Genomic DNA, 26,223 nt, shown 5'->3' with positions numbered 1-26,223 from the left:
GGCTAGCGGAATTGCGCCAGGAACCGCAGGTCGTTATCGAAGAACAGGCGCAGGTCATTGACGCCATAACGCAGCATGGCCAGACGCTCGACGCCCATGCCGAAGGCGAAGCCGGAGTACTTCTCCGGATCGATGCCGGACATGCGCAGGACGTTCGGATGCACCATGCCGCAGCCCATCACTTCCAGCCAGCCGGTCTGCTTACACACGCGGCAGCCCTTGCCGGAGCACATCACGCACTGCATGTCGACTTCGGCCGATGGCTCGGTGAAGGGGAAGAAGGACGGGCGGAAACGCACACCCAGCGGCTTCTCGAAGAACACCCGGAGGAACTCCTCGATGGTGCCCTTGAGGTCGGCAAAGCTGATGCCCTCGTCGACCAGCAGGCCTTCGACCTGGTGGAACATCGGCGAGTGGGTGATATCGGAGTCGCAGCGGTACACACGGCCGGGGCAGACGATGCGGATCGGCGGCTGCTGCGATTCCATGGTGCGCACCTGCACCGGCGAGGTGTGGGTGCGCAGCAGCATGTTCGCGTTGAAATAAAAGGTGTCGTGCATCGCCCGCGCCGGGTGGTGGCCGGGGATATTGAGGGCTTCGAAGTTGTGGTAGTCGTCTTCGACTTCCGGCCCCTCGGCCACGCTGTAACCGATATGAGTGAAGAACTGCTCGACACGCTCGAGGGTGCGGGTGACCGGGTGCAGGCCACCGGAGGCCTGGCCGCGGCCAGGCAGGGTCACGTCGATACGCTCGGACGCCAGCTTCTCGGCGAGCAGGGCCTGCTCAAGCACAGATTTGCGGGCGTTCAGGGCGTCCTGAACCTGATTCTTGGCAGCGTTGATCAAGGCGCCAGCCTGCGGACGTTCTTCGGCCGACAGCTTGCCCAGGGTCTGCATCAGGACGGTCAGTTCGCCCTTCTTGCCGAGATACTGAACCCGGAGCTGTTCCAGGGTGTTCACGTCTGCGGTGTTTTGCACGGCCTCAAGCGCTTGCGAGACCAATGCATCCAGGTTTTCCATGTACGGACTCCAGATACGAAATAGGGGAAGAGCTTGAAGGCTCTTCCCCTATCTTTGACGTTGCCACCGGGCGAGCCCGGTGATTGTCGGGGGACTTAAGCCAGAACGGCCTTAGCTTTCTCGACAATCGCAGCAAACGCCGCTTTTTCGTTCACTGCCAGATCGGCCAGAACCTTGCGGTCGATTTCGATCGACGCTTTTTTCAAGCCAGCGATCAGACGGCTGTAGGACAGACCGTTGACGCGAGCACCAGCGTTGATACGAGCGATCCACAGAGCGCGGAACTGACGCTTGCGCTGACGGCGGTCACGGTAGGCGTATTGGCCTGCCTTGATCACAGCCTGCTTGGCAACGCGGAACACGCGCGAACGTGCGCCGTAGTAGCCTTTGGCGAGTTTCAGGATTTTTTTGTGACGAGCACGAGCGATAACGCCACGCTTAACACGAGCCATGAGTAATTACCTCTAAATATCTTGACCGAATTAACGAACGCGCAGCATGCGCTCGACTTTTGCCTTGTCCGACGGATGCATCAGTTCGCTACCGCGAAGTTGACGCTTACGCTTGGTGGACATTTTGGTCAGGATGTGGCTCTTGAAAGCGTGCTTGTGCTTGTAGCCGGCAGCAGTTTTCAGGAAACGCTTGGCCGCGCCGCTTTTGGTTTTCATCTTTGGCATGTTTGGTACTCCGCATTCATTAACAACTGATAACCATCAGGCCTGCCAGTGCCCGGGAGGTTATTTACGCTTCTTGGGAGCGATGACCATCATCAGCTGGCGTCCTTCCAGCTTAGGATGCTGTTCTACGATGCCGAGTTCGGCGAGGTCGGATTCGACCCGCTTCAACAGCTCCATACCCAGCTCCTGGTGGGCCATCTCACGACCACGGAATCGCAAGGATACCTTGGCCTTGTCCCCTTCATTAAGGAAACGTACCAGGTTGCGTAGTTTTACCTGGTAATCCCCTTCTTCCGTCCCTGGACGAAACTTGATTTCTTTGATCTGCTGCTGGTGCTGGTTCTTCTTCGCGATAGCAGCTTGCTTCTTCTTCTCGAACAGGTGCTTGCCGTAGTCCATGATGCGGCAAACTGGCGGAACTGCGTCAGCGGAGATCTCTACCAGATCCAGCTTGGCTTCTTCAGCCACACGCAGTGCCTCATCAATCGAAACAATCCCGATCTGCTCGCCATCCGCGCCAATCAGGCGGACTTCACGTGCGGTGATGTTCTCGTTGATCGGTGCCTTTGGGACGGCCCGCTTATCCTGTCTCATTTCACGCTTAATAATGATTACTCCGAATCTTGGCGACCACGCCGGGAAACCGCTTGCTTGAGCTGTTCGGCGAACTGTTCCAGAGGCATTGAGCCCAGGTCGACACCTTCGCGGGTACGCACAGCAACGGATCGTGTCTCAACTTCCCTGTCGCCAATAACCAGGAGATAGGGAACCTTGAGCAAAGTATGCTCGCGGATTTTAAAGCCGATTTTTTCGTTTCTCAAGTCAGACTTGGCACGGAACCCGCTTTGGTTGAGAGTTTTCTCGACTTCCAGGGCAAAATCGGCCTGCTTGTCGGTGATATTCATGATCACCGCCTGGACTGGGGCCAGCCAGGACGGGAACGCACCGGCGTAGTGCTCGATGAGCATGCCGATGAAGCGTTCGAAGGAACCAAGAATGGCGCGGTGCAGCATGACCGGACGGATACGGCTGTTATCTTCGGCGATATAGCTGGCATCCAGCCGCTCCGGAAGGTTCGGATCGTACTGCAGGGTGCCGCACTGCCAGTTACGACCCAGGCAGTCCTTGAGGGTGAATTCGATCTTCGGACCGTAGAACGCGCCCTCGCCCGGCTGGTATTCCCACTCCAGACCGGACTCGTTCAGCGCATCCGCCAGGGCACCCTCGGCGCGATCCCACAGCTCGTCGGAACCCACACGCTTGGCCGGACGAGTGGACAGTTTCATCGAGATATCGGAGAAGCCGAAGTCCGAATACACCTGCAGAGTGAGCTTGATGAAATCGGCCGCCTCTTTCTTCACCTGATCTTCGGTGCAGAAGATGTGCGCGTCATCCTGAGTGAAGCCGCGCACACGCATGATGCCGTGCAGCGCGCCGGACGGCTCGTTGCGGTGGCAGGCACCGAATTCGGCCAGGCGCAGCGGCAGGTCGCGGTAGGACTTCAGGCCTTGGTTGAAGATCTGCACGTGGCACGGGCAGTTCATCGGCTTCACCGCATAGTCGCGGTTTTCCGAATTGGTGGTGAACATGTTCTCGGCGTAGTTCGACCAGTGACCCGAGCGCTCCCAGAGGATGCGATCCACCACCTGCGGCGTGCGCACCTCGACATAACCATGCTCGCGCTGCACCTGGCGCATGTACTGCTCCAGGACCTGGTAGACGGTCCAGCCGGCCGGATGCCAGAACACCATGCCCGGCGCTTCTTCCTGCAGGTGGAACAGATCCAGCTGCTTGCCGATGCGACGATGGTCGCGCTTCTCGGCTTCCTCGATGCGCTGGATATAGGCGGCCAGCTGCTTCTTGTCCGCCCAGGCGGTGCCATAGATGCGCTGCAGCTGCTCGTTCTTCGAGTCGCCGCGCCAGTAGGCACCGGAAATCTTGGTCAGCTTGAAGGATTTGAGGAAGCGGGTGTTGGGCACGTGCGGGCCGCGGCACATGTCGACGTATTCTTCATGGAAGTACAGGCCCATGGCCTGCTCGTCCGGCATATCGTCGATCAGGCGCAGCTTGTATTCCTCGCCACGCGCCTTGAACAGCTCGATGACTTCGGCACGCGGAGTCATCTTCTTGATGACGTCGTAATCCTTGTCGATCAGCTCGGCCATACGCTTTTCGATGGCGGCCATGTCTTCAGGCGTGAAGGGACGATCGATGGCGATGTCGTAATAGAAGCCCTCCTCGATCACCGGACCGATCACCATCTTGGCGTTCGGATAGAGCTGCTTGACCGCGTGGCCGACCAGGTGCGCACAGGAGTGACGGATGATCTCCAGCCCCTCATCGTCCTTCGGCGTGAGAATCTGCAGGGTTGCATCGTTTTCGATCAAGTCACAGGCGTCCACCTGCTTGCCGTTGACCTTGCCGGCCAGGGTAGCCTTGGCCAGACCGGCACCAATGGACTGGGCCACCTCGAGCACGGACACGGGACGATCGAACGAACGCTGACTGCCGTCGGGAAGAGTAATAATGGGCATGGCGCCTCCTCTCCTAGTGGTGACCCCTACCAAAGGTCACGTGGGTTGGGATGAGCCAGGAAGCGATCCGGCGATATGCCTGCCAGACGATGGCAGGAGCCTTGCGGCAAACCGGGACAGACCGCAGTCACTGGAGGTAAACGAATCGCGGATGCTTCCAGAAAGCCTTAGCCCTGACAAGCAGCCAATAAAAAAGGGGTCGTATGTACGACCCCTTTCGGATTTGGTAGGCACAATTGGACTCGAACCAACGACCCCCACCATGTCAAGGTGGTGCTCTAACCAACTGAGCTATGTGCCTGCAATGGAGGCGCATTTTAGGGAGATTCGCCGGGGTGTCAACACCTTTTTTCGCTAAGCCTCTGAAACATTGGATTTTTTGCCGCGCAGCGCCACGTTAAAAATTTTGCACAGAGGCTAGCCGGCGCATTTTGACTCGGGTAGCATCGGCTCATTCCGTAAAAAATAAAGAACATAGGTTCAAATATGGCGCACACCCCCTATCCCCAGTCCTATTACGCCGCCTCGGCCAATCCGGTGCCGCAGCGACCGGCTCTCCAGGGTGAGACCGAGACCGATGTCTGCATCATCGGCGCTGGCTACACCGGCCTCTCCACCGCCCTGTTCCTGCTGGAGAACGGCTTCAAAGTGACCATCGTCGAGGCCGCCAAGGTCGGCTTCGGCGCTTCCGGCCGTAATGGCGGCCAGATCGTCAACAGCTATAGCCGCGACATCGACGTGATCGAGCGCACCGTCGACCCGAAACACGCCAAGCTGCTCGGCGACATGGCCTTCGAGGGCGGCCGCATCATCCGCGAGCGTATCGCCAAGTACGACATCCAGTGCGACCTGAAGGACGGTGGCGTGTTCGCCGCCAACACCTCCAAGCACATGAAGCACCTGGAGTCGCAGAAGAAGCTGTGGGAGCGCTACGGCCATACCCAGCTGGAGCTGCTGGACGAGAAGCGCATCCGCGAAGTGGTGGACACCGACAGTTATGTCGGCGGCATGCTGGACATGAGTGGTGGCCATATCCACCCGCTCAACCTGGCCCTGGGCGAGGCGGCAGCCGTGGAGTCGCTGGGCGGCATCATTTACGAGCAGAGCCCGGCGGTCCGCGTCGAGCGCGGCGCCAACCCGGTGGTGCACACCCCCGAAGGCCGCGTGAAAGCCAAGTTCGTGGTGGTCGCTGGCAATGCCTACCTGGGTAACCTGCTACCGGAGCTGGCCAGCAAGTCCATGCCTTGCGGCACCCAGGTGATCACCACCGAGCCGCTGTCCGACGCGCAGGCCAAGAGCCTGCTGCCGCAGGACTACTGCGTCGAGGACTGCAACTACCTGCTCGACTACTACCGCCTGACCGCGGACAAGCGCCTGATCTTCGGTGGCGGCGTGGTCTACGGCGCCCGCGATCCGGCAAACATCGAGGCGATCATCCGCCCGAAGATGCTTAAAACCTTCCCCCAACTGAAGGACGTGAAGATCGACTTCGCCTGGACCGGCAACTTCCTGCTGACCCTGTCGCGCCTGCCCCAGGTCGGTCGCCTCGGCGACAACATCTACTACTCCCAGGGCTGCAGCGGTCATGGCGTGACCTACACCCACCTGGCCGGCAAGCTGCTGGCGGAAACCCTGCGCGGCCAGGCCGAACGCTTCGACGCCTTCGCCAGTCTGCCGCACTACCCGTTCCCAGGTGGCCGTCTGTTCCAGGTGCCGTTCAGTGCTCTGGGCGCCTGGTACTACAGCCTGCGCGATAAGCTGGGCGTTTAACCTCGCCACAAACGAAAACGGCGCCTCAGGGCGCCGTTTTTTCATTCCGCTATCAACTCACAAGGCGAGGATGGCCTGGGCCAATTGCATGTCGTTCACCTGCAGCTCCGGCAGCTTGCCGCGAATGTGCTGGAAGGCCGCCTCCAGGTGAGCGCCACGAATGTCGCCCTGGCTGGCAACGAAGCTCGCGGCATCATCCTTGGCCTCTCGCACTACCTTGTCGTCACCAAACGAGGATGAGGTGACGTCGCTGGTACCTTCCACCGAGTTGACGATACCGTCAGTGGTCACCACGAAGCTGGTAGCCCCTACCTGCAGGCTCAGCCCCATTGCCAAAACAGCTAGCCAGTGTTTGTTTTGCATGATGCGAACTCCTGTAAATATGTAGATGCGGCATCGGCTGAACAATGCCAGCGCCCTCATCAAGGTATAGCAGCCAATGAGCCTGCAACGCGAGCAGCAGACTCCACCAAAATAAGGTCAGCGGGCCAGCTCAGGCACCTTGGCGATTACCGGCAATTTGAGATAGCGCATCACATCGGCGTCTGATTTGAGACTGTCATCCAGAAACTCAACCACGAACGCCAGCCCAATCCCGCCGAACAGCCCCACCACCAACACGCCCAGCAACACCAGCCAGAGCTTGGGGCTCACCGGGCGATTGTTGATTGCCCCCCAGTTCACTACCGAGACGTTGCCTATCTTGGCTGCCGCCTGGGCGGAGAGGAAGCGAGTCTCCTCGGTCTTTTCCAGGTAGAGTTTGCGAGTATCGCGCAGCACATCCAGTTGCTGCACCAGGCGCTTATATTCAGCCTCCTGCGCGTTCAGCACATTGAGCCGATCCAAGGCCTCGCGCTCCAGAGCCAACCAGTTGTCCAGGGCCTGGCGCAGACCAGCCAGCTGCGAATCGCTCTTGAGCAGATCGTCACGCAGGCGTGCATATAGGGGGTTGATACCCTTCTGCGAGGATGAATAGCGCTGCCCTTCCTGTTCCTTCAATAGCCTCTGCACCACACCGATCTCCTCGCGCACCGAGCGCAGACGCGGATCGTCGGCTGAGAAGCGCTGGACTATATCAGCCTCCTGCCGCTGCAGGTCTGCCAGTTGCTTGTTCATCTCACTGATGGAGAAGTTGTTGGCCGACTCGGCGCCCGATAGCTGGGTAGTAGCAGGTACGGATGTCAACTGGTCACGCAACACTTGGTTTTGTCGCTCGGCCTGGCTCACCGAAACCTTGAGCACGTCGATCTGTTTGCGCACGTCGCCCAGGCGCTCCATTTGCTGGCTGCGCTGTTTGTCGACATCGACGATCTGTTGGTCACCACGGAAGCGGTCCACGGCCTTCTCGGTATCAGCCAGTTGACTGTCCAGCAACGTCAGCTGATCGGTGAAGAAACCAGCCTGCTCTCGCTGGTAGATGCGCACACGCTCGCCCAGGTACTGCTTCACCAGGGCATTAACTCCATTGGCGGCTGCCTCGGGGACTTTGCTGCGCAATGTCACCTCGATGATGTTCGAGCTCTTCACCGCCTCGGCACTAAGATCCTTGACGAAACGGGTAATGGCCTGCCCCTCCACCGTGCGATCGGCGGAGAGCGGGAAGAAGTAATTCTCCAACCCGTTGTAAGCGCTTTTTGCCATCTGCACCCAGCCCTTGGGGGTATACCAGGGATGGTTGACGTCGATGCCCGGGAACAGCGCCTGCGGCGTCAGCTCCTGCACCACCTTCTGCGCCAGGTCGACGCTTGTGAGGATGCCCGACTCGGAGTGCAGCTGCTCCTCACGCACCACCGACATCATCGGCGTACGGAACTGGCTGGAGGCCAGTACCGGCATATAGATGTCTTCCTGGCCGATGCGCACCAGCAGGCGCGCGGTTGACTCGTAGGTCGGTGATACTAGCTTGAGGCCGGCGTAACCACCGATCACCGCAGCGAGGAAGAAGCAGCCAATCACCAAGCGACGCTTGAAGAGGACGTTGAGGATATCGCGGAGATTCATGGCGCACTCACCTGATTGACTTCATTGCGCAGGGCCTCCGCAGCGGGACGCTGGGTGCCATTGGAACGGAACACTCCGAAGGTCCCAAGACCGTCCGGGGATGGGTAGTCCTCGAGCGAGAACCAGTAAAGACGCTGCACGTTGGCGGCAAGCTCGCCCTGAATACCCTGACCGAAGGGCTTGTCGGTGAGGCGCAGCTCGACGAAGTCCACGGTATCGCGCAGGCGTCTGGCTTGCTCCGCGTCGGTGACACCGAGGCGGTTGTCGGCCACGAAGTAGCCCATTTCGGTAATCCAGATCGGCTTACCCGGATACCCCTTGAGCATCATCATCAACTGCAGGTTGAAAACCTTGCCCAGATACCCCGGATCATCGTGACTGCCCACCACACCGAGGGCGGCGTACTCCGAATCGTCGTCATCCATCTCATCGGGTTCGCGCACACCATCCCACCAGTCGAACAGGTAAGGGTGCACCGCCATGATGTCAAAGGTATCGCCATAGTGCGGATCGGCTTCCCACAACTGCCAGAAGAAGATCAGATCGGACTTGGACAGCCCTGCGTGCACCAGCTTTACAGCAGGCCGCAACTCGCGCGTCTCCCGCTGCACCTGACGCATCAGGCGGGTGAAAGCAATGGCGTCCGGCTCCGGCCCCCAGAAGTTCTTGATGTTGGGCTCGTTCCACACCTGCCAGTAGAGGATCGGCGTGAACTTGCCACCCGGGCCATAACGCTCGATGCAGGCCTTGAGGAAGCGTGCATAGTCGGCAAATGCCTCTTCCTTGGGCGCCATCTCGTAGACATCGGCTGGCTTGCTCTCTGGGCGCAACGCCCAGTTCGGCGCGTAATGGACGATCGGCAGCAGCTCGATCCCCTCCTCCTGCGCGACCCGCACCAGGGTATCCATGCTGCGCCACTCGTACTTGCCACGCGTCGCCTCTACGCGGCGCCACTCCCAGTCCAACCGCACCTGAGTCACGCCCAGGGCGCGCGCCTTTTGGAACCGCTTGCGCAGAGTCGGCTCGTCACCCGGCCCCCACATGGCATTGATGCCGATAGAGAGTGGTTCGGCATGGACACGCGGGAGCGCCAGCAGCAGGCACAGCAGCAGTATCCAAGGCCGGACCACACCATACGGTGCTAAGCGGTCCATCGTGTTCATCAGTTGTCTCCGTCGTCATCCCGATCGATGATGTAGTTGACGCCGAAGCCCAGCTGCACGCCTTTGAACAGCACCAAATCGGTAATGTACTGCTGTACCCACTTGTTGGCGTTGGCAATTGGCGACCGCGGTATGTAGACGATGTCCGACGGTGTAAGGGCGACCTGCAGATCCGGACGACCGGCGGCGATGGCCTCGTCGCTCAGGTCCAGGTGGTAGGGGATCGGCTCGCCTTGGCTACCCTTGCGGATCAGCACGATGGACTCCATGTTGGCCGTCGGCAGCGTTCCACCCACCCTGTAGATCGCCTGCATCACCGACATGCCGCTCTCCAGGGAAACTACCTGGGGTACGGCCACTTCGCCGCCCACGTAGGCGCGGAAGCCCTTGAAGGAGCGCACGATCACCGAGATCGCCGGATCCTTCAGGTGCTTGGCGTATTTCTCCGTCAGCAGGTCATCCACCTGCTGCGGCGTCAGGCCGGCCACTTTCACATCATCGACCAGCTGCAATGAAATGTAGCCGTCGGGACGCACCACGGCCGTGTCATTCAGCTCCTGGGTGTAAAAGAACTTGATGTCCAGATCGTCCCCGGGACGGATGTAGTACTGCTGATCCGGCACCAGGCCGTCCCGGCCAACCAGTGCCAACCCATCGGCGCCCGGCATGTCTTCGACTTCGATGGATGTGCACCCCCCAGCCAGCAAAGCTGCTAAAAGCAGGAAAACCCTGCCTCCCCCCAGTACCGCCATAACGGATAGTCCCTTCACAAGAATGATTGATCGCTTCACAACCAGCGGTACAGCCAGTCGGGAATGAAGTTGAGACTGCGATTGAGCACCAAGCCGAGCAGCTCCCCGCCACTCTCCTGCAGGCGCCGTGCCGCATATTGCGCAACCTGGCGCCGCGTCCGATTGGCCTGGGCGACCAGCACCACACCGCTCATGCACTTGGCGGCCACCATCGCCACCGGCGACTGGGTGGGCGGCGGCATATCCCATAGCACCAGGGCGAAGCGTTGGTTGAGGCGCTCGAACAAGGCTTCGGTGTCCGCGTTGCCGATACCAAACAGGCGCAGGGCATCAGCCTGAGAGAGACCAACCCGGGCCACCGAGCGGCCGGGGCTGCACAGACGATCGAGGTCGCCCTCCAGCCCCTCGGCTGCCGGCGCCTGCTCGGACACCTCCACCACCAGTACCTGGCCGAAGGCCGCCGCCATTTCTTCGGCGGCCTGCTGGGCAATGAAGCTGGCGCCGACCCGGCGGGCGACGCCAACGAACATCAACTGATTGAACTGGCGCTCACGAGCCTCCCGCAGAACCCGGGCCATGAGCTCCTGCATCGGCTGCGCCAGGCGACGGTCCTCGGCGGGCAGCGGCAGGGGTTGAGGATTGACAGCGTTCATGGTGCTCCCTTCAGGCCTTGCTCAGGCGCTTGCCGATTTCGATGATGGGTTTCTCCAGCAGCACATGGGCTGCCATGCCCACAGCCAGGGTCGCCAGGAAGGAGGCGACCACCAGCATCCAGGCCGTACTGGCCGAAGGCATCAGATAGAGGTACAGCTTGCCGAACACTCCTAGTACAAAGGGATGGGTCAGGTAGATGGAGTAGGACGCATCGCCCAGGCGAACCATGATGTCGCGCTGGGTCCACTGACGCCCTGCCTCGCGCTGCACTTTCTCGCGGTTCAGCAGCGTCAGCAGCAAGAGGCTGTATGCGCCACCAAAAGCCAGCACCCGTATGGGGTTTTCCTGGTTGATCTCGCCGGACTCGGCGAACAGCATGCCCAGCACAACCAGAACGGCGGCGAGAGCCAGCGGGCGCCACTGGCCAAAGCGGCGCAGCCACTCCCAGTGGCGGTAGACCAGTGCCCCCATGGTGAACTGCAGCATGTACAGCGACAAAACATGGAAGTCCCAGAAGCTCACGTCGCTCCATGCCTGCAGGCACCACTTGCAGAGCGCCAGAACCGAGAGCCCGAGCATCACCGTCAGTAGCCAGCGGGAACCGAGGAAGCGGGCCACCAAGAACACAGTGGCGTAGAACACCAGCTCGTGCTCAACAGTCCAGCCCACGAACAGCAGCGGCAAACGCTCCTGGGGCAGCATCAGCAGGGACTGCGTGACCGACTCCCAGTCATGGCTCCCCGAGCCCATGGTCATGTTCGGGTTGTACAGCCAGAGCATCACCAGCAGGCCGGTGAAGAACATGTACAACGGGAAAATCCTGAAGAAGCGGCTGATCAACCAGCGCCGCGGCTCGAAGCGCGTGGTGAAGGTGATGTAGGACATGATGAAGCCGCTGATCACGAAGAACATGTCCGGCGCCGAGTAGCCCAGACGATCGATGTACAGGCGCCCGGCCTGCTCCCAGCCGGGAAGCTTGTGAGCCACATCCAGGAGATGCACGACCAGCACCATGAACACTGCCAGCCCGCGCAACCGTTGAACGCTGAGCAGCTCCCCACGGTGCACCACTGCCGGAGACAGGGCTTGACCGTAGAGTTCGCTGATGCTCCGCAGCAGGGTAGTCATCGAAGGGCCAGCAGCAAGGGCTGGGATTCGCCCTTGACCGTCTTGATGGAGACCTCGCTGAAGCCGATGCGCTTGCACAGGTCGATCAGATAACTCGACTCGTAGGCGACCGCCGCCTCCGGATTGGCCAGCGACTCCACTGCGGCAGCACCGATGCGATGGGCAAAGGTATGGCGGGTCATGAAGGTAGGCGGCGGGAAGTCCAGGCAGAACACGTACATGGCCATGCAACTGCCCGGTCTCAGGATGCGGAAGGACTCGGCGCAGTAGTTGTGCAACTCCTCCTCCAGCAGGTGGGTGTAGAGCGAGGTGGAAAACACCAGATCGGCGCTAGCGTCATCCAGGGGAATCGAGTAGAAGGCCTTGCGCCCATCATCGTTGCGATAGGTAGCGCTGCTGTGGGTGGACTTGACGAAATCGAAGCGCTCGGCGTCGAAATGATCGCGGCACCAGGCGAGCATCTCGTCGTCGATGTCGATGCCGGTGTAGTGACCGGTGAAGCGCTCCCCCTTGAAGTCGTAGTCGCGCATGTGATGGGCATAGCGCCCACAGCCCACGCCGATGTCGACGATGTGCGAGTCCAGGCCGACGAAGCCTTTCTCCATCATGTAGTACCAGAAATTACGCGCGGCAGTCAGGTAGACGATTTGGTTGTGAAACAGCTTCGAGCCGGCACCGATGCGTACGCGCATATAGTTCGGCGGCAGATTGCGGAATTCCTGGAAGAGCAGCCCAGGCATGACGTCCCCCAGAGACAGCACATGCTTGAGAACCGGGTTGTAGCTCAGCGTGGCGAGCGAGGGGGCCAGCTTTCTTGCCCAGCGGATCATCATGGGAACAGCTCCTCCACCTTCGGCCCCGGGGACAGTTTCACCGAGAGCAGGTTCGTATATAGATCCAGCAATGTGTCCAGGTGACGGCTGCGGGTATGGTTGCGCGCGACCAGTGCCCGGGCCTCGCGCCCCAGTTCTGCCAGGTTGGAAGCCTCGTCCATGGCACGTTGCAATGTCTCGGTCAGGGGAGCAGCGCCGACGCTCTTGGTGAGAAAGCCGGTGCGCCCATCCAGTACATAGTCGGGAATGCCGCCCACCGGGAAGGCCAGCACCGGCGTCTCGAATGCCATGGCCTCGATTCCAACCAGAGGGCCAGGATCGTCCCAGACTGAGGGCAGCACGAAGAGGTCGGCGCGACGGTAGTAGCCGGCAAGGCGCTCTTGGGGCAGCCACTCGATGAACTCGATGCGCTCGGCGATGCCCAGCCGTTGAGCCAGCGCGCGTGCAGCCGACAGGCGCGGACCGGACGATACAGAGACCAATCGCCAGTCGCCCTGTACATTAGCCAGGGCGCGCACCAGCACCTCTAGACCCTTGCCCTTGACCGCCTGGCCGGTAAACAGCAAATGCAGGGGCCGATCTCGCCCCGGCACTCCGTCATGCTTGTCATCGCCCATGGGCAACACGCCCAGGGCCTGCTGATCGAAGCGGCTGAAATAAGGCACCACCCTTACCCGCTGCTCGGCGAAGCCGTTCAGCAACAGCACACGACTCATGTGTCGACTCCCCACCACGGAGGCCGAGAAAGCCTGATAGGCAGCGCGCTCTTCCAGTTTGCCCGGCAGGTCCTGCAGCGCTGGCAGGCGTCCACCGCTCCGGGACGGGCCAACCAGGCAACCTTGCAAGGCGCAGCTCCAGCCCAGAGGCTTCTGGCAACGGTCGCCCGGGAAACGCCGACGACCACGCCGCAGGCACATGGAGGTGTAATCGTGGAAGGAGCGAAGTAGCGGCACGCCCAGGCGCGGCAACAGGCGCAGCAGCGGCAAATCACTGCACAGGTGCAGGTGCAGCAGATCCGGACGCCAGGCCTGCAGAGCCGCCAATGCTTCCTCGGCCGCACTAGGTTGGGCCAGCCCTGTCCTGGTCAGCGGCAGCAGAGCTACCCCGCGGCAGTCGAGGAACTCCGGTACTGCTCCACCACCATGGGCCAGCGCAACGCTGTGACCGCGTTCAGCGCAAGCACGAGCCAGCTCCAACACGTAGTTGGGCAGGCCACCTATGGTCAGGGTCTCCACCAGCAGGAGGATTCTCATCGAGCGTCCCCCAACCGAGCCAGGCCGAATGCCTCGGCGCGACTATCACTCAGCCCCAGACCGAGCAGCACCACCAGCAGGAAGTGCATGTTCTGCAGCAGGAGCATGTCCACCGAGGCGAATACCATGTAGGCCGCTAGCGTACCGATCGCCGCCAGGGTGAAGGGTGCAGCGTCGTCCTTCAGGCGCTCGCGCCAGCGCCGGGCCAGTGCGCGGGCCACGATCACGAGAAACGCCACATATCCCAGCAGGCCAAGCAGGCCAGTACCAGCGAGTATTTCCAGATAGGTGTTGTGGGCATGCAAGGAGGCATAGCCCAGCTCCACATTCAGGGTCACGCTGCGAGCAAAGAACTCGTCGCGGAAATTGCCCAGCCCGACGCCCAGCAGCGGATTGTCCTTGAACACATCGAACACCACGCCCCAGATGATCAGGCGATCCAGCACAGCTTCGGGTCGCCCAGGCACGAGGCCGGCAAGGGTACCGTCCCAGGTGGGAGATAGGGCCAGCACCGCCAGCAGGCCCAGGGCACCAAACAGCCCTACCAGCACCAGCCAGCGCAGCAACCCCGGGCGCAGCACCAACTGCATGACCAGCACCAGCGTCAACGCTCCCAGCAAGCCGCCCCTGGACTTGGTTGCCGCCAGGCCGGCCAGACACACTAGCAGGCACAGACCCGCCAGCAGTCGCAACCAGGGGCGAGGTGACAGGAACAGGTGGGCAATGGCCACGCTCATGCACATCACCAAGTACATGGCCAGGCCCTGTGCACCACCGAAGGCGCTGCCCGCCCGCCCGGAGATGTCGAAGGTATGGCGGATCTGGGCCAGGTCACCCTCAGGAATGGGCACCGGAATACCCAGCATGCCGGTAATACGGGTGCCATTGCTGGCAAGCTCGTAAAGCCCGTCCACGGCGAACAAGCAAGGCACCAGCAGCAGGGTCAGCGCAGCGAAAAGCCAGAAGCGCGGGTCGGGGCGAAATACCAGCATCAGTAGCGGCAGCACCATGAACCACTCAACGATGCGCAGCAGCTGCTTGAGGCTGTTGCCTTGGGCGATCGAGCTCACCTGTGCCAGGCAAATGGCGATGAGGAATGGGGTAATCGCGCGCACCAGGATGGGCGCGCGCCAGCGCTCCAGCCGCGGTCCCTCTTCGCGCATCAGCATGAAGGGCCAGAGCAGACACCAGATCACCAGCAGGCCGTCGGCAGCGTTGACCGGGATGCCGCCCAAGGCCTTCTGAATCGGGATGGCCAGGCTGATCACGAACGGAACCAGCACCAGCCCCGGATGCCGACTCAGCAGCAGCGCGCCCCCCAACCCCAACCCCAAAGCCATGCCCGGCAGTGGATAGAGCGTCGTGAGCAGCGCCAAGGCGAAGCCCAGCGGGAATGCCAAAAGCACTCCACGGTGGACGATGCTGCCGTGTTCGGCGAGCCAGGCCTCAGACGCCACGCCCGACCTCCTCGGCAAAAGGGTTCATACCCATCACCCGCAGGTTGGAACGCAGCAGGGCCAGCGCTCCTTCTCGGCGTTCCGGCACCAGATACAGCAGGGCAGCCCGGGCACTGCCCAGCAACATCACCAGGTCGGTAAACAGTTTGAGTAGGCACAACTCCCACAGTGCTCGGTGCTTGCGATACAAGCGATAGCGGCTGCGGCGCAGCTCATAGCGCATGCGCAGGGCGGTGGCACTCAGCTCCGGACGAGCCCGCTGGCCACTGGGCGCCCTGCCCGAGGAACGCCCGCCATGGTGCAGCACCCGTGCATCGGGTAACAGCCACAAGGACCAGCCGGCGTTGCCAGCGCGAGTGCACCAGTCCACATCCTCGTCGTACATGAAGAAGCCTTCATCCAGAACACCGACGCCGATCAGCAACGAGCCACGGATCATCATGCAGGCGCCATGCAGGCGCTCCAGAACTACGGGCGACTCTTGGCCTACGGCCGGAAACTGCGGACCGTGCAGGGCACGGCGGAACATCTCCAGCGGCGTCGGGAAGCGACAGGGATAGTCCTGGTCGGCCCCATCCGACGCGTTCACTACCCGACCGCTGACGGCCCCTACCTGTGGGTTCTGCTCCAATGCCCGGATCATGCGATTCAGAGTGCCGGCCTCGACCAATGCATCGCTGTTCAGCAGCAGCACATAGTCGCTGCGGCAGTCACGCAGTACCAGGTTGTTACCGGCGGCGAAGCCTAAGTTGGCTCCAGCATCGATCAGACGTACGTCCGGGTGCGCGCTGCCGATGAGCGTCAGGCTGCCATCGCCGGAATCGTTGTCCACCACCGCGATCTGCAAAGCCACGTTCGTGGGTGCGAAGCGCTTGAGGGAGTCGATGCACTCCACCACCAGCGCCGGAGTCTTGTAGTTGACGATGGATACCGTCAGCGTCGTACTCATACCGCCGCTCCTCCCTCTTCGCGCAGACGCGCACCCAGCGCCCGGCAGTATGCCCGCAGGAAATCCTCGTCCAGCCCGCTAACCCCGAATGCCTCACGGCTCCGCTGCATGTCCAGCCAGAAACCGTCATGTTCGCGCAGATCGCTCACCAGCAATTGGCCGGAACCGTGGCCCTCGATAAGCCATTGGGCGATTCGCCCAGTGGGCGTGCCGTGACCGGCGCCGAGGTTGTACAACCCCGGCTGCAATCGCGACACAATCTGCGGGAGCCAGGACGCCAGGATCTCGACCGGCAGGAAGTCGCGTTCGACGAAGGGACTCATATCCAGCACGACCCGCGCATCCCCGACCAGGCTGCGCGACGCCATGGCAAAGAAGCTGCGCCGCCCTTCCTCCAGCTCGTAGCCGCAGACGTTGCTCAGCCGCAGCACCGTGAGGCGATCCCCCAGCAGTGCCGCCAGCGCTTCCTCGCCGTGCAGCTTGGCCATCCCGTAAGGATTGACGGGTTGCGTCGGCAGGGCTTCGTGCAGACGCCCTCCGGCCGGTGCCGGACCATAGACCATGCGCGAGCTGAGCATCAGGTAGCGCACCTCGGGGCGGCTCAGCAAACGCTCCCCCAGCTGCAGGTCGATGTCGCGGGAGGCGCTGTAGGGCTCGCGCTTGAGCGAGTCGTCGAAGGCGCAGTTGATCAGGCAATCCACGCCCTCCAGCCAGTCCTCCTCCAGCAGCGCCTGGCGCCAACCGACGAAGCGCCAGCCGGCTGTTTCCGGGCGTGCCTTCAGCGCCCGACCGATGAAGCTGCCCTGCCCTATCACTGCCACCGTCATGGTTGGCTCCAGAAGTAGGCATGCATGCTCAGGCGCTGCCGCCAGCTCAGCGGCAGCAACCGATAGCGCTGCCCTAGAGCGAAGCCCAAGTATTTGCAGAAGGTACGCGCCAGCACACCGATCACCGCCAGTGGTCGCAACGGGCTCAACGCTTCCGACAACTCGCCGCGCAGGAAACGCATGCCTTCGCCCGAGGACGCCAGGCGTACCCGGCTCAACTCATCGTCCATGGCCATCAGGGTGCCGATATCGAAATAACGCCGCAGCTCCTGCGCCAGGCTATAGGAATGGCTGTGCACCGCCAGCGCCGAGGGCTGATAGACGCGCACGCCGCCGCGCTGGAGCAGACGTAGGGCCGCGGCCATGTCCTCGCCCATGGGCAGCGCTTCGGGGAAGCCACCCGCCGCCCGCAGCGTCTGGCACCGATAAGCAGAGAAGGAATTAGAGCAGAACACGGCCCTGATGCCACGTGATGCCAGATCGGCGATACCGGTTCGATCCGCCAGGGCTGGGTAGTTGAACTCCCTGGCGAAGCGCTCGGCGAGTTTCGATCCCGGCCTGGGCAGCTGGCGGCCATAGACCAGCGCCACCTGAGGATCGGCGAAAGGCTCCAGCAGTTGCTCCAGCCAATCAGCACCTTGCGGGCAGGCGTCCTGGGTGAGAAACACCACGAACTCACTGTCGGCGCACAGGGAGAGTCCAAGGTTGCGGGTGCTGCCATGGCCGAACTCGCTACGACGAATGGCATGCAATTCGAAGCCGGCGGTTCGGATGAGTTCGGCGCTGGCGTCGCTCGAATCCGAGTCGATGAACAGCACCCGGCGTGGTGCTTCGGGTAACGCCGCAAAGCAGGCAAAAAGACCCGGCAGATGGTGCTCGGCGTTGAGCGTGAGTATCACCACGCTGCTGCGTGCCACGACATCAGAACGCATTCTTGCCTCCGAAGCCGCCCAGCACTGTCTTCAGTACGATCCACAGGTCCAGTTCGATGGACCAGTTCTGGATGTACTGGATGTCGTAGGAGAAGCGCTCTGTCAGATGCTCCTCGGTAAAGGTGTTGCCACGCAGGCCATTGACCTGAGCCCAGCCCGTGATGCCAGGGCGCACCTTGTAGCGCTCAACAAAATCCTGCACCACCGCCTCATAGGTTCGATCGCCGGCCTTCACACCCGGTGGATGTGGTCGCGGCCCGACCACCGACATATGCCCCAGCAGCACGTTAATGAATTGGGGAAACTCATCGAGGCTGGTGCGCCGGAGAAATTCGCCCACCCTGGTGACGCGACTATCGCCCCGCTCGGTTAGGCGGATTTCCTTGCTCGCATCATCCGGGTCGTGCGTCATGCTGCGGAACTTGTAGATACCGAACAGCTGGTTGCGCAGGCCATAGCGCTGCTGACGGAAGAGCACCGGACCAGGGGACTCCAGGCGGATTGCGAGGGCGATCAGCAACCCCAATGGGAGGAAAGCAAGCAGTGCCGTGGAAGAGAAGCCGATATCGAACAAACGCTTGAGCAGCCGTCCCTCTACCGGTAGCCGATTCATACCCAGCAGCATCATGCGGTGCGGCCCCTGCTTAGGCCAGTTAGCGAAAGCATGCCGCAACACTGGTACTTCGGGCGCCAGATAGACGCTGCCTAGCTGGGTCCGTAGCAATGCGGCCAGTTCGTTGACGCGGACACCGGCACTGTTGGGCAAGGCGATTACCACACCATCTATGTCGCGAGGCAAGCTACCCAGTTGCGAGGTATTGGCCAGCAGCGGCACTGGCAGGCTACCCGGATCTATACGCGACTGGCGGTCCTCGATGAAGCCGACTACCTCGATGTCCGGCTCATGCAATGCCATGTGACGTGCGATAGCTATGCCCTGCTCGCCGGCGCCAACTATCACCAACCGGGTGTTGTAGTTCCAGTGGCGCGCCAAGTGCTCCAGCAGGAGCCGCCCGCCCAGAGAAAATACCAGCACCAGTACCAGCAGCGCCGCCAGAAGATGGATCGACAGCAGCGGGTGCCCAGCCACCAGCAGCAGGCACTGCAATGCAGCGACCGCGACAGTGGCGTTGAGCAGCGCGCTGGTAAGTTTCAGCGCCAGAGCTGCCCCGGGCTGGCCCAAGCGCTTGTAGGTGCGCACCGGCATCGACATCCCGAACAGAACCAGAAACACCGCCCACAAGCGCAGCTCATCCTGCAGCCCCGCAGGTTCGCCACCGACCAGCAGCATCAACGTCAGCACCGCAAGGAAGCTTGCGACGCCATGAACCAGGCGCAGCAACAAAAGCTCCACACGCGCCAGCGCTGCCGCATCGAAACGGCGGCTAGTAGTCTTCCCATCTTGCGCCACATCCTCAGCACGCAACCTCAGCGCACGCCGAACGGCTCCCATCGCCTCGCTCGAACCCATGGTTTCTCTCGGAGTTTCTCGTTCACGGGGCGCCGCTCTGATTGAGAGGCGCGACCATCGCTGGTTCAGACCTGCGCGACTTCGCGGGCAGCTACCAGAGCACCCAACGTCGGCAGCATCAGCTCCCCGGGAGTGCCGAACAGCTCTGTATAACGATCCAGATTCGAGACGTACCAATCCACCAGCATGCCAAGGTCATCCCTGAGACTGTGCTGGGGCTTCCAGCCCATGTTCTGCAGCTTGTCCCACGAGATGGAGTAGCGAGCATCGTTGAAGGGGCGATCCGGCACGAACTCGACCACCTCCTCAAGGCCTCGGCCGAAGTGGCCGCACAGCATCTCGGCCATCTGCAGATTGGTGTACTCCTCGCTGGTGCCGATGTTGTAAGTCTGGCCGATCTCGCCCTGCTCGGCGACGAACAGCACCGCGCGTGCGAAGTCCCGCGTGCTGAGGTAGTGCCGACGATTGCTGCCATTTCCATGCAGCGGCAGGCGCCGGCCGGTCAGCAGATGGCAGATGAAGCGCGGAATGATCTTCTCGGGGAACTGGCGAATGCCATATAGATTGTTTGCCCGGATGATCACGATGGGCTCGTGATAGGACTGTATGTAGCCCCGCAGAATCATCTCGGCCGCCGCCTTGGAGGACGAGTAGGGGTTGGTAGGCCGCAGCACGTCGTCTTCGGCTGCCGCGCCATGCATGACCTCGCCATAGACTTCGTCAGTGCTGACATGCACTACTTTGGGCACCCGCTCTTGGCGGCAGGCCTCCATCAGTGCATGGGTACCCAGAACGTTGGTCCGGGTGAACTCCAGAGAGTTGCCGAAAGAGTTGTCAACGTGGCTCTCTGCTGCCGCATGGATCACCAGGCTGGCATCTTTCACCACCCGGCGACACAGCTCGAGATCAGCTACGTCACCGACCAGCAACTGCGCACGATTGGAGAACACATGGTGGGATATATTCCTGACATCCCCCGCGTAGGTCATCTTATCCAAGATGACCACCCGAGCATCAGGGTATTTCAGACAAGCCTCATCAACGATATGTGACCCAGCGAAACCGGCACCACCCGTAATTACGATCTTGCGCATACAAAATCCCTCCCCGGCAACTTTCCGAACACAGAAAGCCGAGCGCGACACCCATTAATAAAAATGAAGCTTTAGTTGGCCCGTGCCTCAGCGCCTTTAACTTTCACCCACTAGAGCAGTTAAAAATTGACGCCATTTTTTTATCGTTATTTAAAACAGTGCATGAGTGCGCGACATCAACGGCGAGCTACCCGCACCCCAAAAAAACAAATCAGCATCAGAAAGCCAGCAAAATTCACGCCAGCGTAGATATGTGAAAGCCCGTCTGAAGACAGAACGCTCCACGATAAAAAGCTAGTCAGTACTATCAGCAACAACGAGACAGCATGATAGAGCAGGTTGGTGACGGGTATTCGAGCCGCCAACAGCGCCAACTGTAAGGGAGCCGCCAATGCAATAAACAATCCGCCTAACGCCAGATAAAAAAGAGAGGCTTCCCCCACCCGATATCCGTCGCCATAGAAGAGCGCCAGTAATGCCCCCCCTTGAAGCCAGACGAGCGACACAAATACCACGGCAGGCCCCATGAACAGTAACGCCACCTTCCCTGCGTATCGCGACAAAGCCTTGGGCACCATCACCTGATAGCGCTCCATGAACCTCGGGCGAAAATAATTGGTCAACCCGATCAGCAGCGGATTCAGCAAATTCGCCAGCGCCATGCTCGCCGCAAAAACTCCTGCCCCTGCCGCCCCACCTTTTGCCAAGGCAAGCCAGGGATAGAGCTGCACCCCTGCAACATGGCATGCCGTACCCATAATCAACCAGCGACCGTACTGAAAATACTGACACAACCAGTACCGAACCTCCTGCCCCCAGCCAACCCTGAACTCGACCCTGAAGCGCCTGAAAAACAAAGAGATAGAGAAAATTGTCGCAACAGTAATCGCTATATAAGCGGTAGCGGCAGACAGATAGCCGGTGAAACCTAAAACGAAGACTAAAACAACTTGTAGGCCAGATGAAAGCAAATCATAGCAAAATGCCACCGTCAATTTACCAGCGACATGTAAATGGCGCTTAAACATTTCTCTGAAGGCAATAGCCAATAGCGCAAAAGGCAAAGAAACAACGACGCTTTCCAAACTCTGCACGCCGGAAAGAAAGAGGACGGGGACACTCAACCCCAAGACTATCGACAGGCCAAATATCCCGAAGTAGGCAGCCATAAGCATGGAGCTGCGCCGCGCAGGAGCACTTGAGTAAAAGTAGGTATACGGCGTTGCCAGCAAGGCATCGCTTATACAAACAGTCAGGAAGCAGAACGAGTATGCAACAGCGTAATAGCCAAGCTCCGCCTGCCCGCCCCAACGAGCAATAAGCAGACCGGTCAGAAAAGTTGAAATGCTTTGTGCAGCCTGCCCTGCCAGCACGAACGCCGCCCCTCCTAAATGCGCGCGCATCCACGTCAGGTATCTCGCCCCCATACTCCCAACACCCCCTACGCACGGCCATCAATTAACTGAAAACTGCAGCGTCACCAAGATCACCAGTAGAGCGACCGCCCTCAGCGCCATCGAAATAGGCGAACCGATAGAAATTCGCCACAGGATAGGAGGCAAAAAGCCACCAAACCAGCCCCGCCATCCACTGCCGAGCGACCCTCACGCCAACCCACACAGCAAATCGAGCTGCTGATCCCCCTCAGACGCCGTCCTCCTGGGGCAGAGCGAGGAGTCGATTACTACCATCGCCGCCCTGTGAAGCCCCTCCTATCACTACGTACACCACCGGCCTACCCCGCAGCTTCCTGATAGAATTCGCCCTTTGCGCACGAGCAAACCCGCCGTCCGCGCTTGCACCTTCGCTTTCCGGTCGCCATGCCTTTAAAATCAGCTTCAACCGCAGAAATCAAGCACTCAGAACCCTCCCGCCGCTTCTCCGTCGCCCCAATGATGGATTGGACGGATCGCCACTGCCGTTACTTCCTGCGCCAGCTCTCCAGCCAGGCCCTGCTGTATACCGAGATGGTCACCACCGGGGCCCTGCTGCACAACGATGCCGCGCGCTTCCTGCGCTACGACGAATGCGAGCATCCGCTGGCCTTGCAGCTGGGCGGCAGCAATCCAGCCGACCTGGAGGCCTGCGCACGCATGGCCGAGGAGCATGGCTACGACGAGGTCAACCTGAACGTCGGCTGCCCCAGCGACCGGGTGCAGAACAACATGATCGGCGCCTGCCTGATGGGCCACCCGCAGCTGGTGGCCGACTGCGTCAAGGCCATGCAGGACCAGGTGCAGATTCCGGTCACGGTCAAGCACCGCATTGGCATCAACGGCCGCGACAGCTACGCCGAACTCTGCGACTTCGTCGGCACGGTACGTGACGCCGGCTGCACCAGCTTTACCGTGCATGCCCGCATCGCCATCCTCGAAGGCCTGTCGCCCAAGGAGAACCGCGAGATACCACCGCTGCGCTACGAGGTGGCCGCGCAGCTCAAGCGGGACTTCCCGGAGCTGGAGATTGTCCTCAACGGCGGCATCAAGACCCTCGAAGAGTGCCAACAGCATCTGCAGACCTTCGATGGCGTGATGCTGGGCCGCGAGGCCTATCACAACCCCTACCTGCTAGCCCAGGTCGACCAGCTGCTGTTCGGCCAGGACAAGCCGGTGATCAGCCGCGCCGAGGCCCTGACCCGCATGCGCCCCTACATCGAGCGGCACATCGCCGAGGGCGGCGCCATGCATCACATCACCCGCCATGTGCTGGGCCTGGCGCAAGGCTTTGCCGGTGCCCGGCGCTTCCGCCAGCTGCTCTCGGTGGACGTGCACAAGACTCAGGATCCGCTGGCCCTGCTCGACCAGTCCATAGAACTGCTCATCGGCCACTGAAAAGCCCGCGCCAGACGTTGAAGCGGCCCGCTCGGCTCGGGTAAGGTCGAGGCCATGCAACGACAGGGCCTCGTCATGACCTCCAAGCTGGACCAACTCAAGCAGTTCACCACCGTGGTCGCCGACACCGGCGACCTCGACGCCATCAGCCGACTCAAGCCGGTCGATGCCACCACCAACCCTTCGCTATTGCTCAAGGCCGCCGCTCTGCCCCGCTACGCCGAGCTGCTGGACCAGGCGGTCGGCGGCTGTGCCGGCGATCTCGGGCTGGCCTGTGATCGCTTCGGCGTGGCTGTTGGCCAGGAGATCCTCAAGGTGATTCCCGGGCGCATATCCACCGAGGTGGACGCGCGCCTGTCCTTCGACACCCAAGCCACCCTGCGCCGCGCCGAGCGCATCATCGACCTATATGACCAGGCCGGCGTCGGTCGCGAGCGCGTGCTGATCAAGATCGCCTCGACCTGGGAAGGCATCCGCGCCGCGGAACAACTGGAAAAGGCCGGCATCCAGACCAACCTGACCCTGCTGTTCTCCTTCGCCCAGGCCGCGGCCTGCGCCGATGCCGGCGTGTTCCTCATCTCGCCCTTCGTCGGCCGCATCTACGACTGGTACAAGAAGGCCGAGGGCCGCGACTTCGTTGGCGCCGAGGACCCGGGCGTGAAATCCGTCTCGCGCATCTACCAGTACTACAAGGCCAATGGCTATCCGACCGTGGTGATGGGCGCCAGCTTCCGCAACCTGGGGCAGATCGAACAGTTGGCCGGCTGTGACCGCCTGACCATCAGCCCGGAGCTGCTGCAGCAACTGGCCGACGACCAGGGCGAGCTTCCGCGCATGCTCACTGCCGGTACCGGCGAAGCACGCCAGCCGCTGGATGAGAAGGGCTTCCGTTGGGCCATGAACGAAGACGCCATGGCTACCGAGAAGCTGGCCGAGGGCATCCGCCTGTTCGCTCGCGATCAGGAAAAGCTGGAGGCGCTGCTCGCCGCGCGGCGCTGATCCCGGCGACAACGAAAAAGGGCGATCTCCCTGCGGAGATCGCCCTTTTTTATGCCTCAGTGAATGCTCAGCTGCGTTCCAGCGCATTCACCAAGTCATGGAAGGCCTCGCGGTTGGAGTCGTTCAGCCCCATGAGGATACGGTGCGCTTCCAGCACCTTGGCCTTCACCACCTCTTCCGACTGATCCTGCGAAGGGAGGTCGCTCAGGCACTCCGGGCACGGAATCGGGCGGTCGACGATATTGAACACCTGATCGAAGCCCATCGACTGCAGCAGGCGCGTGATGTCCTCGTGGGTAGTGACCACGGTGGGCAGCAGGCCGATCTTTTGCCGGGACAGGATGGAGAGCTTGGCCAGCAGGCCAAGGGTGGTGCTATCGATGCTGCGGGTTTCCGTCAGATCAATGACGATCGCCGAAAAATTCAGCGCCGTGAAGATTTTCTCGATCGTTGCATCCAGCGCCGAACACAAGGTCAGACGAACTTCACCGACAAACTTCAGGACGAAGGTACCGTCCTGCTCGGCGAACTGGATCCTACCGGGGCTATTCCCAGGATTCATGCAAGGTTCCTGCTCAACACCAGCAAGGCAATATCATCCGGCATATCACGCAGATTGGCCAGCCCGAACACCTGGCGCAACCCGTCGAGAGTGCCTCCAGCCTCGCTGATCAGTCTGGGCAGCGCGGCTTCCTTGTCTTTGAGCGTGTCGCCGGGCAAAAGGTCCAGAATACCGTCGGACATCAGACTCAGACTGAAGGACTGCGGCAGCTGCATGACCAGATCGCTGTAGGTGGCTTCCTCGAACAAACCGACCGGCAGACCGCGGCCTTCCAGGTAGCTCGCCTGGCCTTCGCTGTACAACACCGGCAGGGGCAAATGGCCGCCAATGCTGTAGGTCAGCGTGCCGCTCTCCTCGTCGATCACGCCGCCGAGCATGGTCACGTGCTTGCCCAGCTTGCAGTTGATCAGGCCGCGGTTGATATGCCCCAGCACATCGGAGGGCTTGAACTCGGGCAGGATGCCATTGCGTCGCCACTCGTAGAGCAGGCGCGTGGTCATGAACTTGAGCAGCACGGTGACGAAGGCCGAGGATGCACCGTGGCCGGAGACGTCGGCCAGATAGAAGGCGACGCGGCGCTCGTCCACCCGGAAGTAGTCGACGAAATCGCCAGACAGATACAGCGATGGAATGATCTGGTGGGAGAACTCCAGGCCGTCCACCTGCCAGGGCGTCACCGGCAACATGTTCATCTGCACCTGGCGCCCGGCATTCTGGTCTTCCTGCAACAGGTGCAGGCTGGCCTGCAGCTCGCGGTTGGCGGCTTCCAGCTTCTCGCGGTAGCGCTGGTTCTCCAGGCGCAGCTGGGAGCGGTCCAGGGCGCGACGGATCGAATGCTCGAGTACGGCCAGGTCTTCCAGCGGCTTGATCAGGTAATCGGCGGCGCCCAGGCGCAGGGCCTCGACCGCATCGCTCATCACCCCGGCACCGGACACCACGATGACCGGAATTTCGCTGTTGATCACATTGATCCGGCGAATCAGCTCGAGGCCGTCGATCTGCGGCATGCGCAGGTCGCAGATGATCACGTCGGGCTGTTCGCGCTCGAACACTTCCAGCCCTTGCAGCCCGTTTCCGGCCTGCAGGACCTGGAAACCGCTGTCGTCGAGGTAGGCCGCGAGACTCGCTCGCACCACCTCGTCATCATCGATAATCAGCAGCTTGGCGCTGGGTTTATGCATGGGCCATCCAGGCAAACGACGCCGGAGAGAAATTGAATTTGGCGTCCGGAACCAGGCAAAACACCTGTACTCGGACGATTCAAGGCGCAGACGGTACTCCCATCCGCCAGGCGATTCAAGCAGCCTGCCGATTGTC

25 protein-coding genes and 1 tRNA gene are annotated in these 26,223 nt (G+C 61.2%); 3 read left to right on the top strand and 23 right to left on the bottom strand.

What is annotated here, in order from left to right:
* Positions 1-2: 2 nt before the first annotated feature.
* From pheS to OH686_RS22200, 6 genes are all read right to left on the bottom strand, one after another.
* The gene (gene pheS / locus OH686_RS22225; RefSeq protein WP_289535290.1) at positions 3-1,019 is read right to left on the bottom strand and encodes a phenylalanine--tRNA ligase subunit alpha; all 1,017 of its coding nucleotides are present in this window, start codon (positions 1,017-1,019) and stop codon (positions 3-5) included.
* A 95-nt stretch (positions 1,020-1,114) separates the two neighbouring features.
* Positions 1,115-1,471, bottom strand: coding sequence for a 50S ribosomal protein L20 (gene rplT / locus OH686_RS22220; RefSeq protein ID WP_003243409.1), 357 nt, complete (start codon positions 1,469-1,471; stop codon positions 1,115-1,117).
* A gap of 30 nt (positions 1,472-1,501) precedes the next feature.
* On the bottom strand, positions 1,502-1,696 hold the full coding sequence (gene rpmI, locus OH686_RS22215; protein ID WP_021701550.1) for a 50S ribosomal protein L35: 195 nt from the start codon (positions 1,694-1,696) through the stop codon (positions 1,502-1,504).
* A gap of 60 nt (positions 1,697-1,756) precedes the next feature.
* Entirely contained in the window at positions 1,757-2,308 is a 552-nt protein-coding gene (infC, locus tag OH686_RS22210) for a translation initiation factor IF-3 (RefSeq protein ID WP_289539119.1), read from the bottom strand.
* Positions 2,308-4,230 carry a threonine--tRNA ligase gene (gene thrS, locus OH686_RS22205; RefSeq protein ID WP_289535284.1) on the bottom strand — a complete coding sequence of 641 codons (1,923 nt, stop codon included), beginning with the start codon at positions 4,228-4,230 and terminating at the stop codon, positions 2,308-2,310. Before thrS ends, infC begins: the two co-directional genes overlap by 1 nt.
* A gap of 224 nt (positions 4,231-4,454) precedes the next feature.
* Positions 4,455-4,531: transfer RNA gene (locus OH686_RS22200), tRNA-Val, on the bottom strand.
* 185 nt (positions 4,532-4,716) lie between these two features.
* Between OH686_RS22200 and OH686_RS22195 the strand changes: the two genes are divergently transcribed.
* A complete protein-coding gene (locus tag OH686_RS22195; RefSeq protein WP_289535282.1) occupies positions 4,717-6,000 on the top strand; it encodes an NAD(P)/FAD-dependent oxidoreductase in 1,284 nt (427 codons plus the stop codon).
* Between the two features lie 57 nt (positions 6,001-6,057).
* Here the strand turns inward: OH686_RS22195 and OH686_RS22190 are convergent, their stop codons facing one another.
* From OH686_RS22190 to OH686_RS22120, 15 genes are all read right to left on the bottom strand, one after another.
* The gene (locus OH686_RS22190; protein WP_289535280.1) at positions 6,058-6,363 is read right to left on the bottom strand and encodes a DUF2388 domain-containing protein; all 306 of its coding nucleotides are present in this window, start codon (positions 6,361-6,363) and stop codon (positions 6,058-6,060) included.
* Between the two features lie 117 nt (positions 6,364-6,480).
* The gene (locus OH686_RS22185) at positions 6,481-8,001 is read right to left on the bottom strand and encodes a GumC family protein (protein ID WP_289535279.1); all 1,521 of its coding nucleotides are present in this window, start codon (positions 7,999-8,001) and stop codon (positions 6,481-6,483) included.
* Positions 7,998-9,164, bottom strand: coding sequence for a glycoside hydrolase 5 family protein (locus OH686_RS22180; protein ID WP_289535278.1), 1,167 nt, complete (start codon positions 9,162-9,164; stop codon positions 7,998-8,000). The genes OH686_RS22185 and OH686_RS22180 overlap by 4 nt, the downstream gene beginning before the upstream one ends.
* The gene (locus tag OH686_RS22175; RefSeq protein ID WP_289535277.1) at positions 9,164-9,832 is read right to left on the bottom strand and encodes a polysaccharide biosynthesis/export family protein; all 669 of its coding nucleotides are present in this window, start codon (positions 9,830-9,832) and stop codon (positions 9,164-9,166) included. Before OH686_RS22175 ends, OH686_RS22180 begins: the two co-directional genes overlap by 1 nt.
* 119 nt (positions 9,833-9,951) lie before the next feature.
* On the bottom strand, positions 9,952-10,569 hold the full coding sequence (locus OH686_RS22170) for a P-loop NTPase family protein (RefSeq protein ID WP_289535275.1): 618 nt from the start codon (positions 10,567-10,569) through the stop codon (positions 9,952-9,954).
* Between the two features lie 10 nt (positions 10,570-10,579).
* On the bottom strand, positions 10,580-11,698 hold the full coding sequence (locus tag OH686_RS22165) for an acyltransferase family protein (RefSeq protein WP_289535273.1): 1,119 nt from the start codon (positions 11,696-11,698) through the stop codon (positions 10,580-10,582).
* Positions 11,695-12,531 carry a class I SAM-dependent methyltransferase gene (locus OH686_RS22160; protein ID WP_289535272.1) on the bottom strand — a complete coding sequence of 279 codons (837 nt, stop codon included), beginning with the start codon at positions 12,529-12,531 and terminating at the stop codon, positions 11,695-11,697. Before OH686_RS22160 ends, OH686_RS22165 begins: the two co-directional genes overlap by 4 nt.
* Complete coding sequence (locus OH686_RS22155; protein ID WP_289535270.1) at positions 12,528-13,784, bottom strand: glycosyltransferase family 4 protein; 1,257 nt, start codon at positions 13,782-13,784, stop codon at positions 12,528-12,530. The genes OH686_RS22160 and OH686_RS22155 overlap by 4 nt, the downstream gene beginning before the upstream one ends.
* Positions 13,781-15,241 carry an O-antigen ligase family protein gene (locus OH686_RS22150; RefSeq protein ID WP_289535268.1) on the bottom strand — a complete coding sequence of 487 codons (1,461 nt, stop codon included), beginning with the start codon at positions 15,239-15,241 and terminating at the stop codon, positions 13,781-13,783. The genes OH686_RS22155 and OH686_RS22150 overlap by 4 nt, the downstream gene beginning before the upstream one ends.
* A complete protein-coding gene (locus OH686_RS22145) occupies positions 15,231-16,190 on the bottom strand; it encodes a glycosyltransferase family 2 protein (RefSeq protein ID WP_289535267.1) in 960 nt (319 codons plus the stop codon). Before OH686_RS22145 ends, OH686_RS22150 begins: the two co-directional genes overlap by 11 nt.
* Positions 16,187-17,017 carry an NAD-dependent epimerase/dehydratase family protein gene (locus OH686_RS22140; RefSeq protein WP_289535266.1) on the bottom strand — a complete coding sequence of 277 codons (831 nt, stop codon included), beginning with the start codon at positions 17,015-17,017 and terminating at the stop codon, positions 16,187-16,189. Before OH686_RS22140 ends, OH686_RS22145 begins: the two co-directional genes overlap by 4 nt.
* Positions 17,014-17,934 carry a glycosyltransferase family 2 protein gene (locus OH686_RS22135; RefSeq protein ID WP_289535264.1) on the bottom strand — a complete coding sequence of 307 codons (921 nt, stop codon included), beginning with the start codon at positions 17,932-17,934 and terminating at the stop codon, positions 17,014-17,016. The genes OH686_RS22140 and OH686_RS22135 overlap by 4 nt, the downstream gene beginning before the upstream one ends.
* A gap of 4 nt (positions 17,935-17,938) precedes the next feature.
* Positions 17,939-19,420 carry an exopolysaccharide biosynthesis polyprenyl glycosylphosphotransferase gene (locus tag OH686_RS22130; RefSeq protein WP_289535263.1) on the bottom strand — a complete coding sequence of 494 codons (1,482 nt, stop codon included), beginning with the start codon at positions 19,418-19,420 and terminating at the stop codon, positions 17,939-17,941.
* Positions 19,421-19,485: 65 nt separating this feature from the next.
* Positions 19,486-20,514 (bottom strand): GDP-mannose 4,6-dehydratase, encoded by a 1,029-nt coding sequence (locus OH686_RS22125; protein WP_289535261.1) that lies wholly within the window; start codon positions 20,512-20,514, stop codon positions 19,486-19,488.
* 176 nt (positions 20,515-20,690) lie between these two features.
* Positions 20,691-21,887: a polysaccharide biosynthesis protein gene (locus tag OH686_RS22120; protein ID WP_289535260.1), complete on the bottom strand. Its 1,197-nt coding sequence runs from the start codon at positions 21,885-21,887 to the stop codon at positions 20,691-20,693.
* Positions 21,888-22,334: 447 nt separating this feature from the next.
* Here OH686_RS22120 and dusA point away from each other — a divergent pair, with 447 nt between their 5' ends.
* Positions 22,335-23,345: a tRNA dihydrouridine(20/20a) synthase DusA gene (gene dusA, locus OH686_RS22115; protein ID WP_289535258.1), complete on the top strand. Its 1,011-nt coding sequence runs from the start codon at positions 22,335-22,337 to the stop codon at positions 23,343-23,345.
* A 75-nt stretch (positions 23,346-23,420) separates the two neighbouring features.
* Positions 23,421-24,344, top strand: a complete 924-nt coding sequence (gene tal, locus OH686_RS22110; protein WP_289535257.1) for a transaldolase — start codon at positions 23,421-23,423, stop codon at positions 24,342-24,344.
* Positions 24,345-24,411: 67 nt separating this feature from the next.
* Here tal and rssC read toward each other — a convergent pair whose 3' ends face one another.
* Together rssC and rssB are read right to left on the bottom strand one after the other, a co-directional pair.
* A complete protein-coding gene (gene rssC / locus OH686_RS22105) occupies positions 24,412-24,906 on the bottom strand; it encodes an anti-sigma factor antagonist RssC (protein ID WP_137971969.1) in 495 nt (164 codons plus the stop codon).
* Positions 24,903-26,087, bottom strand: a complete 1,185-nt coding sequence (rssB, locus tag OH686_RS22100; protein WP_289535256.1) for a two-component system response regulator RssB — start codon at positions 26,085-26,087, stop codon at positions 24,903-24,905. Before rssB ends, rssC begins: the two co-directional genes overlap by 4 nt.
* Positions 26,088-26,223 lie beyond the last annotated feature (136 nt).

It is taken from the genome of Pseudomonas sp. SO81, assembly GCF_030374125.1.
Taxonomy (GTDB): Bacteria; Pseudomonadota; Gammaproteobacteria; order Pseudomonadales; family Pseudomonadaceae; genus Aquipseudomonas.
Note: the sequence above shows the minus strand (reverse complement) of the source record. Positions and strands in the feature narration are given on the sequence as shown.

Excerpts from the sequence above, each read along its gene's own strand:
- thrS (WP_289535284.1), bottom strand. The coding sequence starts at position 4,230 with ATGCCCATTATTACTCTTCCCGACGGCAGTCAGCGTTCGTTCGATCGT.
- tal (WP_289535257.1), top strand. The coding sequence starts at position 23,421 with ATGACCTCCAAGCTGGACCAACTCAAGCAGTTCACCACCGTGGTCGCC.
- rssC (WP_137971969.1), bottom strand. The coding sequence starts at position 24,906 with ATGAATCCTGGGAATAGCCCCGGTAGGATCCAGTTCGCCGAGCAGGAC.
- OH686_RS22170 (WP_289535275.1), bottom strand. The coding sequence starts at position 10,569 with ATGAACGCTGTCAATCCTCAACCCCTGCCGCTGCCCGCCGAGGACCGT.
- OH686_RS22145 (WP_289535267.1), bottom strand. The coding sequence starts at position 16,190 with ATGAGTACGACGCTGACGGTATCCATCGTCAACTACAAGACTCCGGCG.
- OH686_RS22185 (WP_289535279.1), bottom strand. The coding sequence starts at position 8,001 with ATGAATCTCCGCGATATCCTCAACGTCCTCTTCAAGCGTCGCTTGGTG.
- OH686_RS22165 (WP_289535273.1), bottom strand. The coding sequence starts at position 11,698 with ATGACTACCCTGCTGCGGAGCATCAGCGAACTCTACGGTCAAGCCCTG.
- OH686_RS22155 (WP_289535270.1), bottom strand. The coding sequence starts at position 13,784 with ATGAGAATCCTCCTGCTGGTGGAGACCCTGACCATAGGTGGCCTGCCC.
- pheS (WP_289535290.1), bottom strand. The coding sequence starts at position 1,019 with ATGGAAAACCTGGATGCATTGGTCTCGCAAGCGCTTGAGGCCGTGCAA.
- OH686_RS22180 (WP_289535278.1), bottom strand. The coding sequence starts at position 9,164 with ATGAACACGATGGACCGCTTAGCACCGTATGGTGTGGTCCGGCCTTGG.
- OH686_RS22190 (WP_289535280.1), bottom strand. The coding sequence starts at position 6,363 with ATGCAAAACAAACACTGGCTAGCTGTTTTGGCAATGGGGCTGAGCCTG.
- OH686_RS22140 (WP_289535266.1), bottom strand. The coding sequence starts at position 17,017 with ATGACGGTGGCAGTGATAGGGCAGGGCAGCTTCATCGGTCGGGCGCTG.
- rplT (WP_003243409.1), bottom strand. The coding sequence starts at position 1,471 with ATGGCTCGTGTTAAGCGTGGCGTTATCGCTCGTGCTCGTCACAAAAAA.
- OH686_RS22160 (WP_289535272.1), bottom strand. The coding sequence starts at position 12,531 with ATGATGATCCGCTGGGCAAGAAAGCTGGCCCCCTCGCTCGCCACGCTG.
- OH686_RS22175 (WP_289535277.1), bottom strand. The coding sequence starts at position 9,832 with ATGCCGGGCGCCGATGGGTTGGCACTGGTTGGCCGGGACGGCCTGGTG.
- dusA (WP_289535258.1), top strand. The coding sequence starts at position 22,335 with ATGCCTTTAAAATCAGCTTCAACCGCAGAAATCAAGCACTCAGAACCC.
- rssB (WP_289535256.1), bottom strand. The coding sequence starts at position 26,087 with ATGCATAAACCCAGCGCCAAGCTGCTGATTATCGATGATGACGAGGTG.
- OH686_RS22130 (WP_289535263.1), bottom strand. The coding sequence starts at position 19,420 with ATGGGTTCGAGCGAGGCGATGGGAGCCGTTCGGCGTGCGCTGAGGTTG.
- rpmI (WP_021701550.1), bottom strand. The coding sequence starts at position 1,696 with ATGCCAAAGATGAAAACCAAAAGCGGCGCGGCCAAGCGTTTCCTGAAA.
- OH686_RS22125 (WP_289535261.1), bottom strand. The coding sequence starts at position 20,514 with ATGCGCAAGATCGTAATTACGGGTGGTGCCGGTTTCGCTGGGTCACAT.
- OH686_RS22195 (WP_289535282.1), top strand. The coding sequence starts at position 4,717 with ATGGCGCACACCCCCTATCCCCAGTCCTATTACGCCGCCTCGGCCAAT.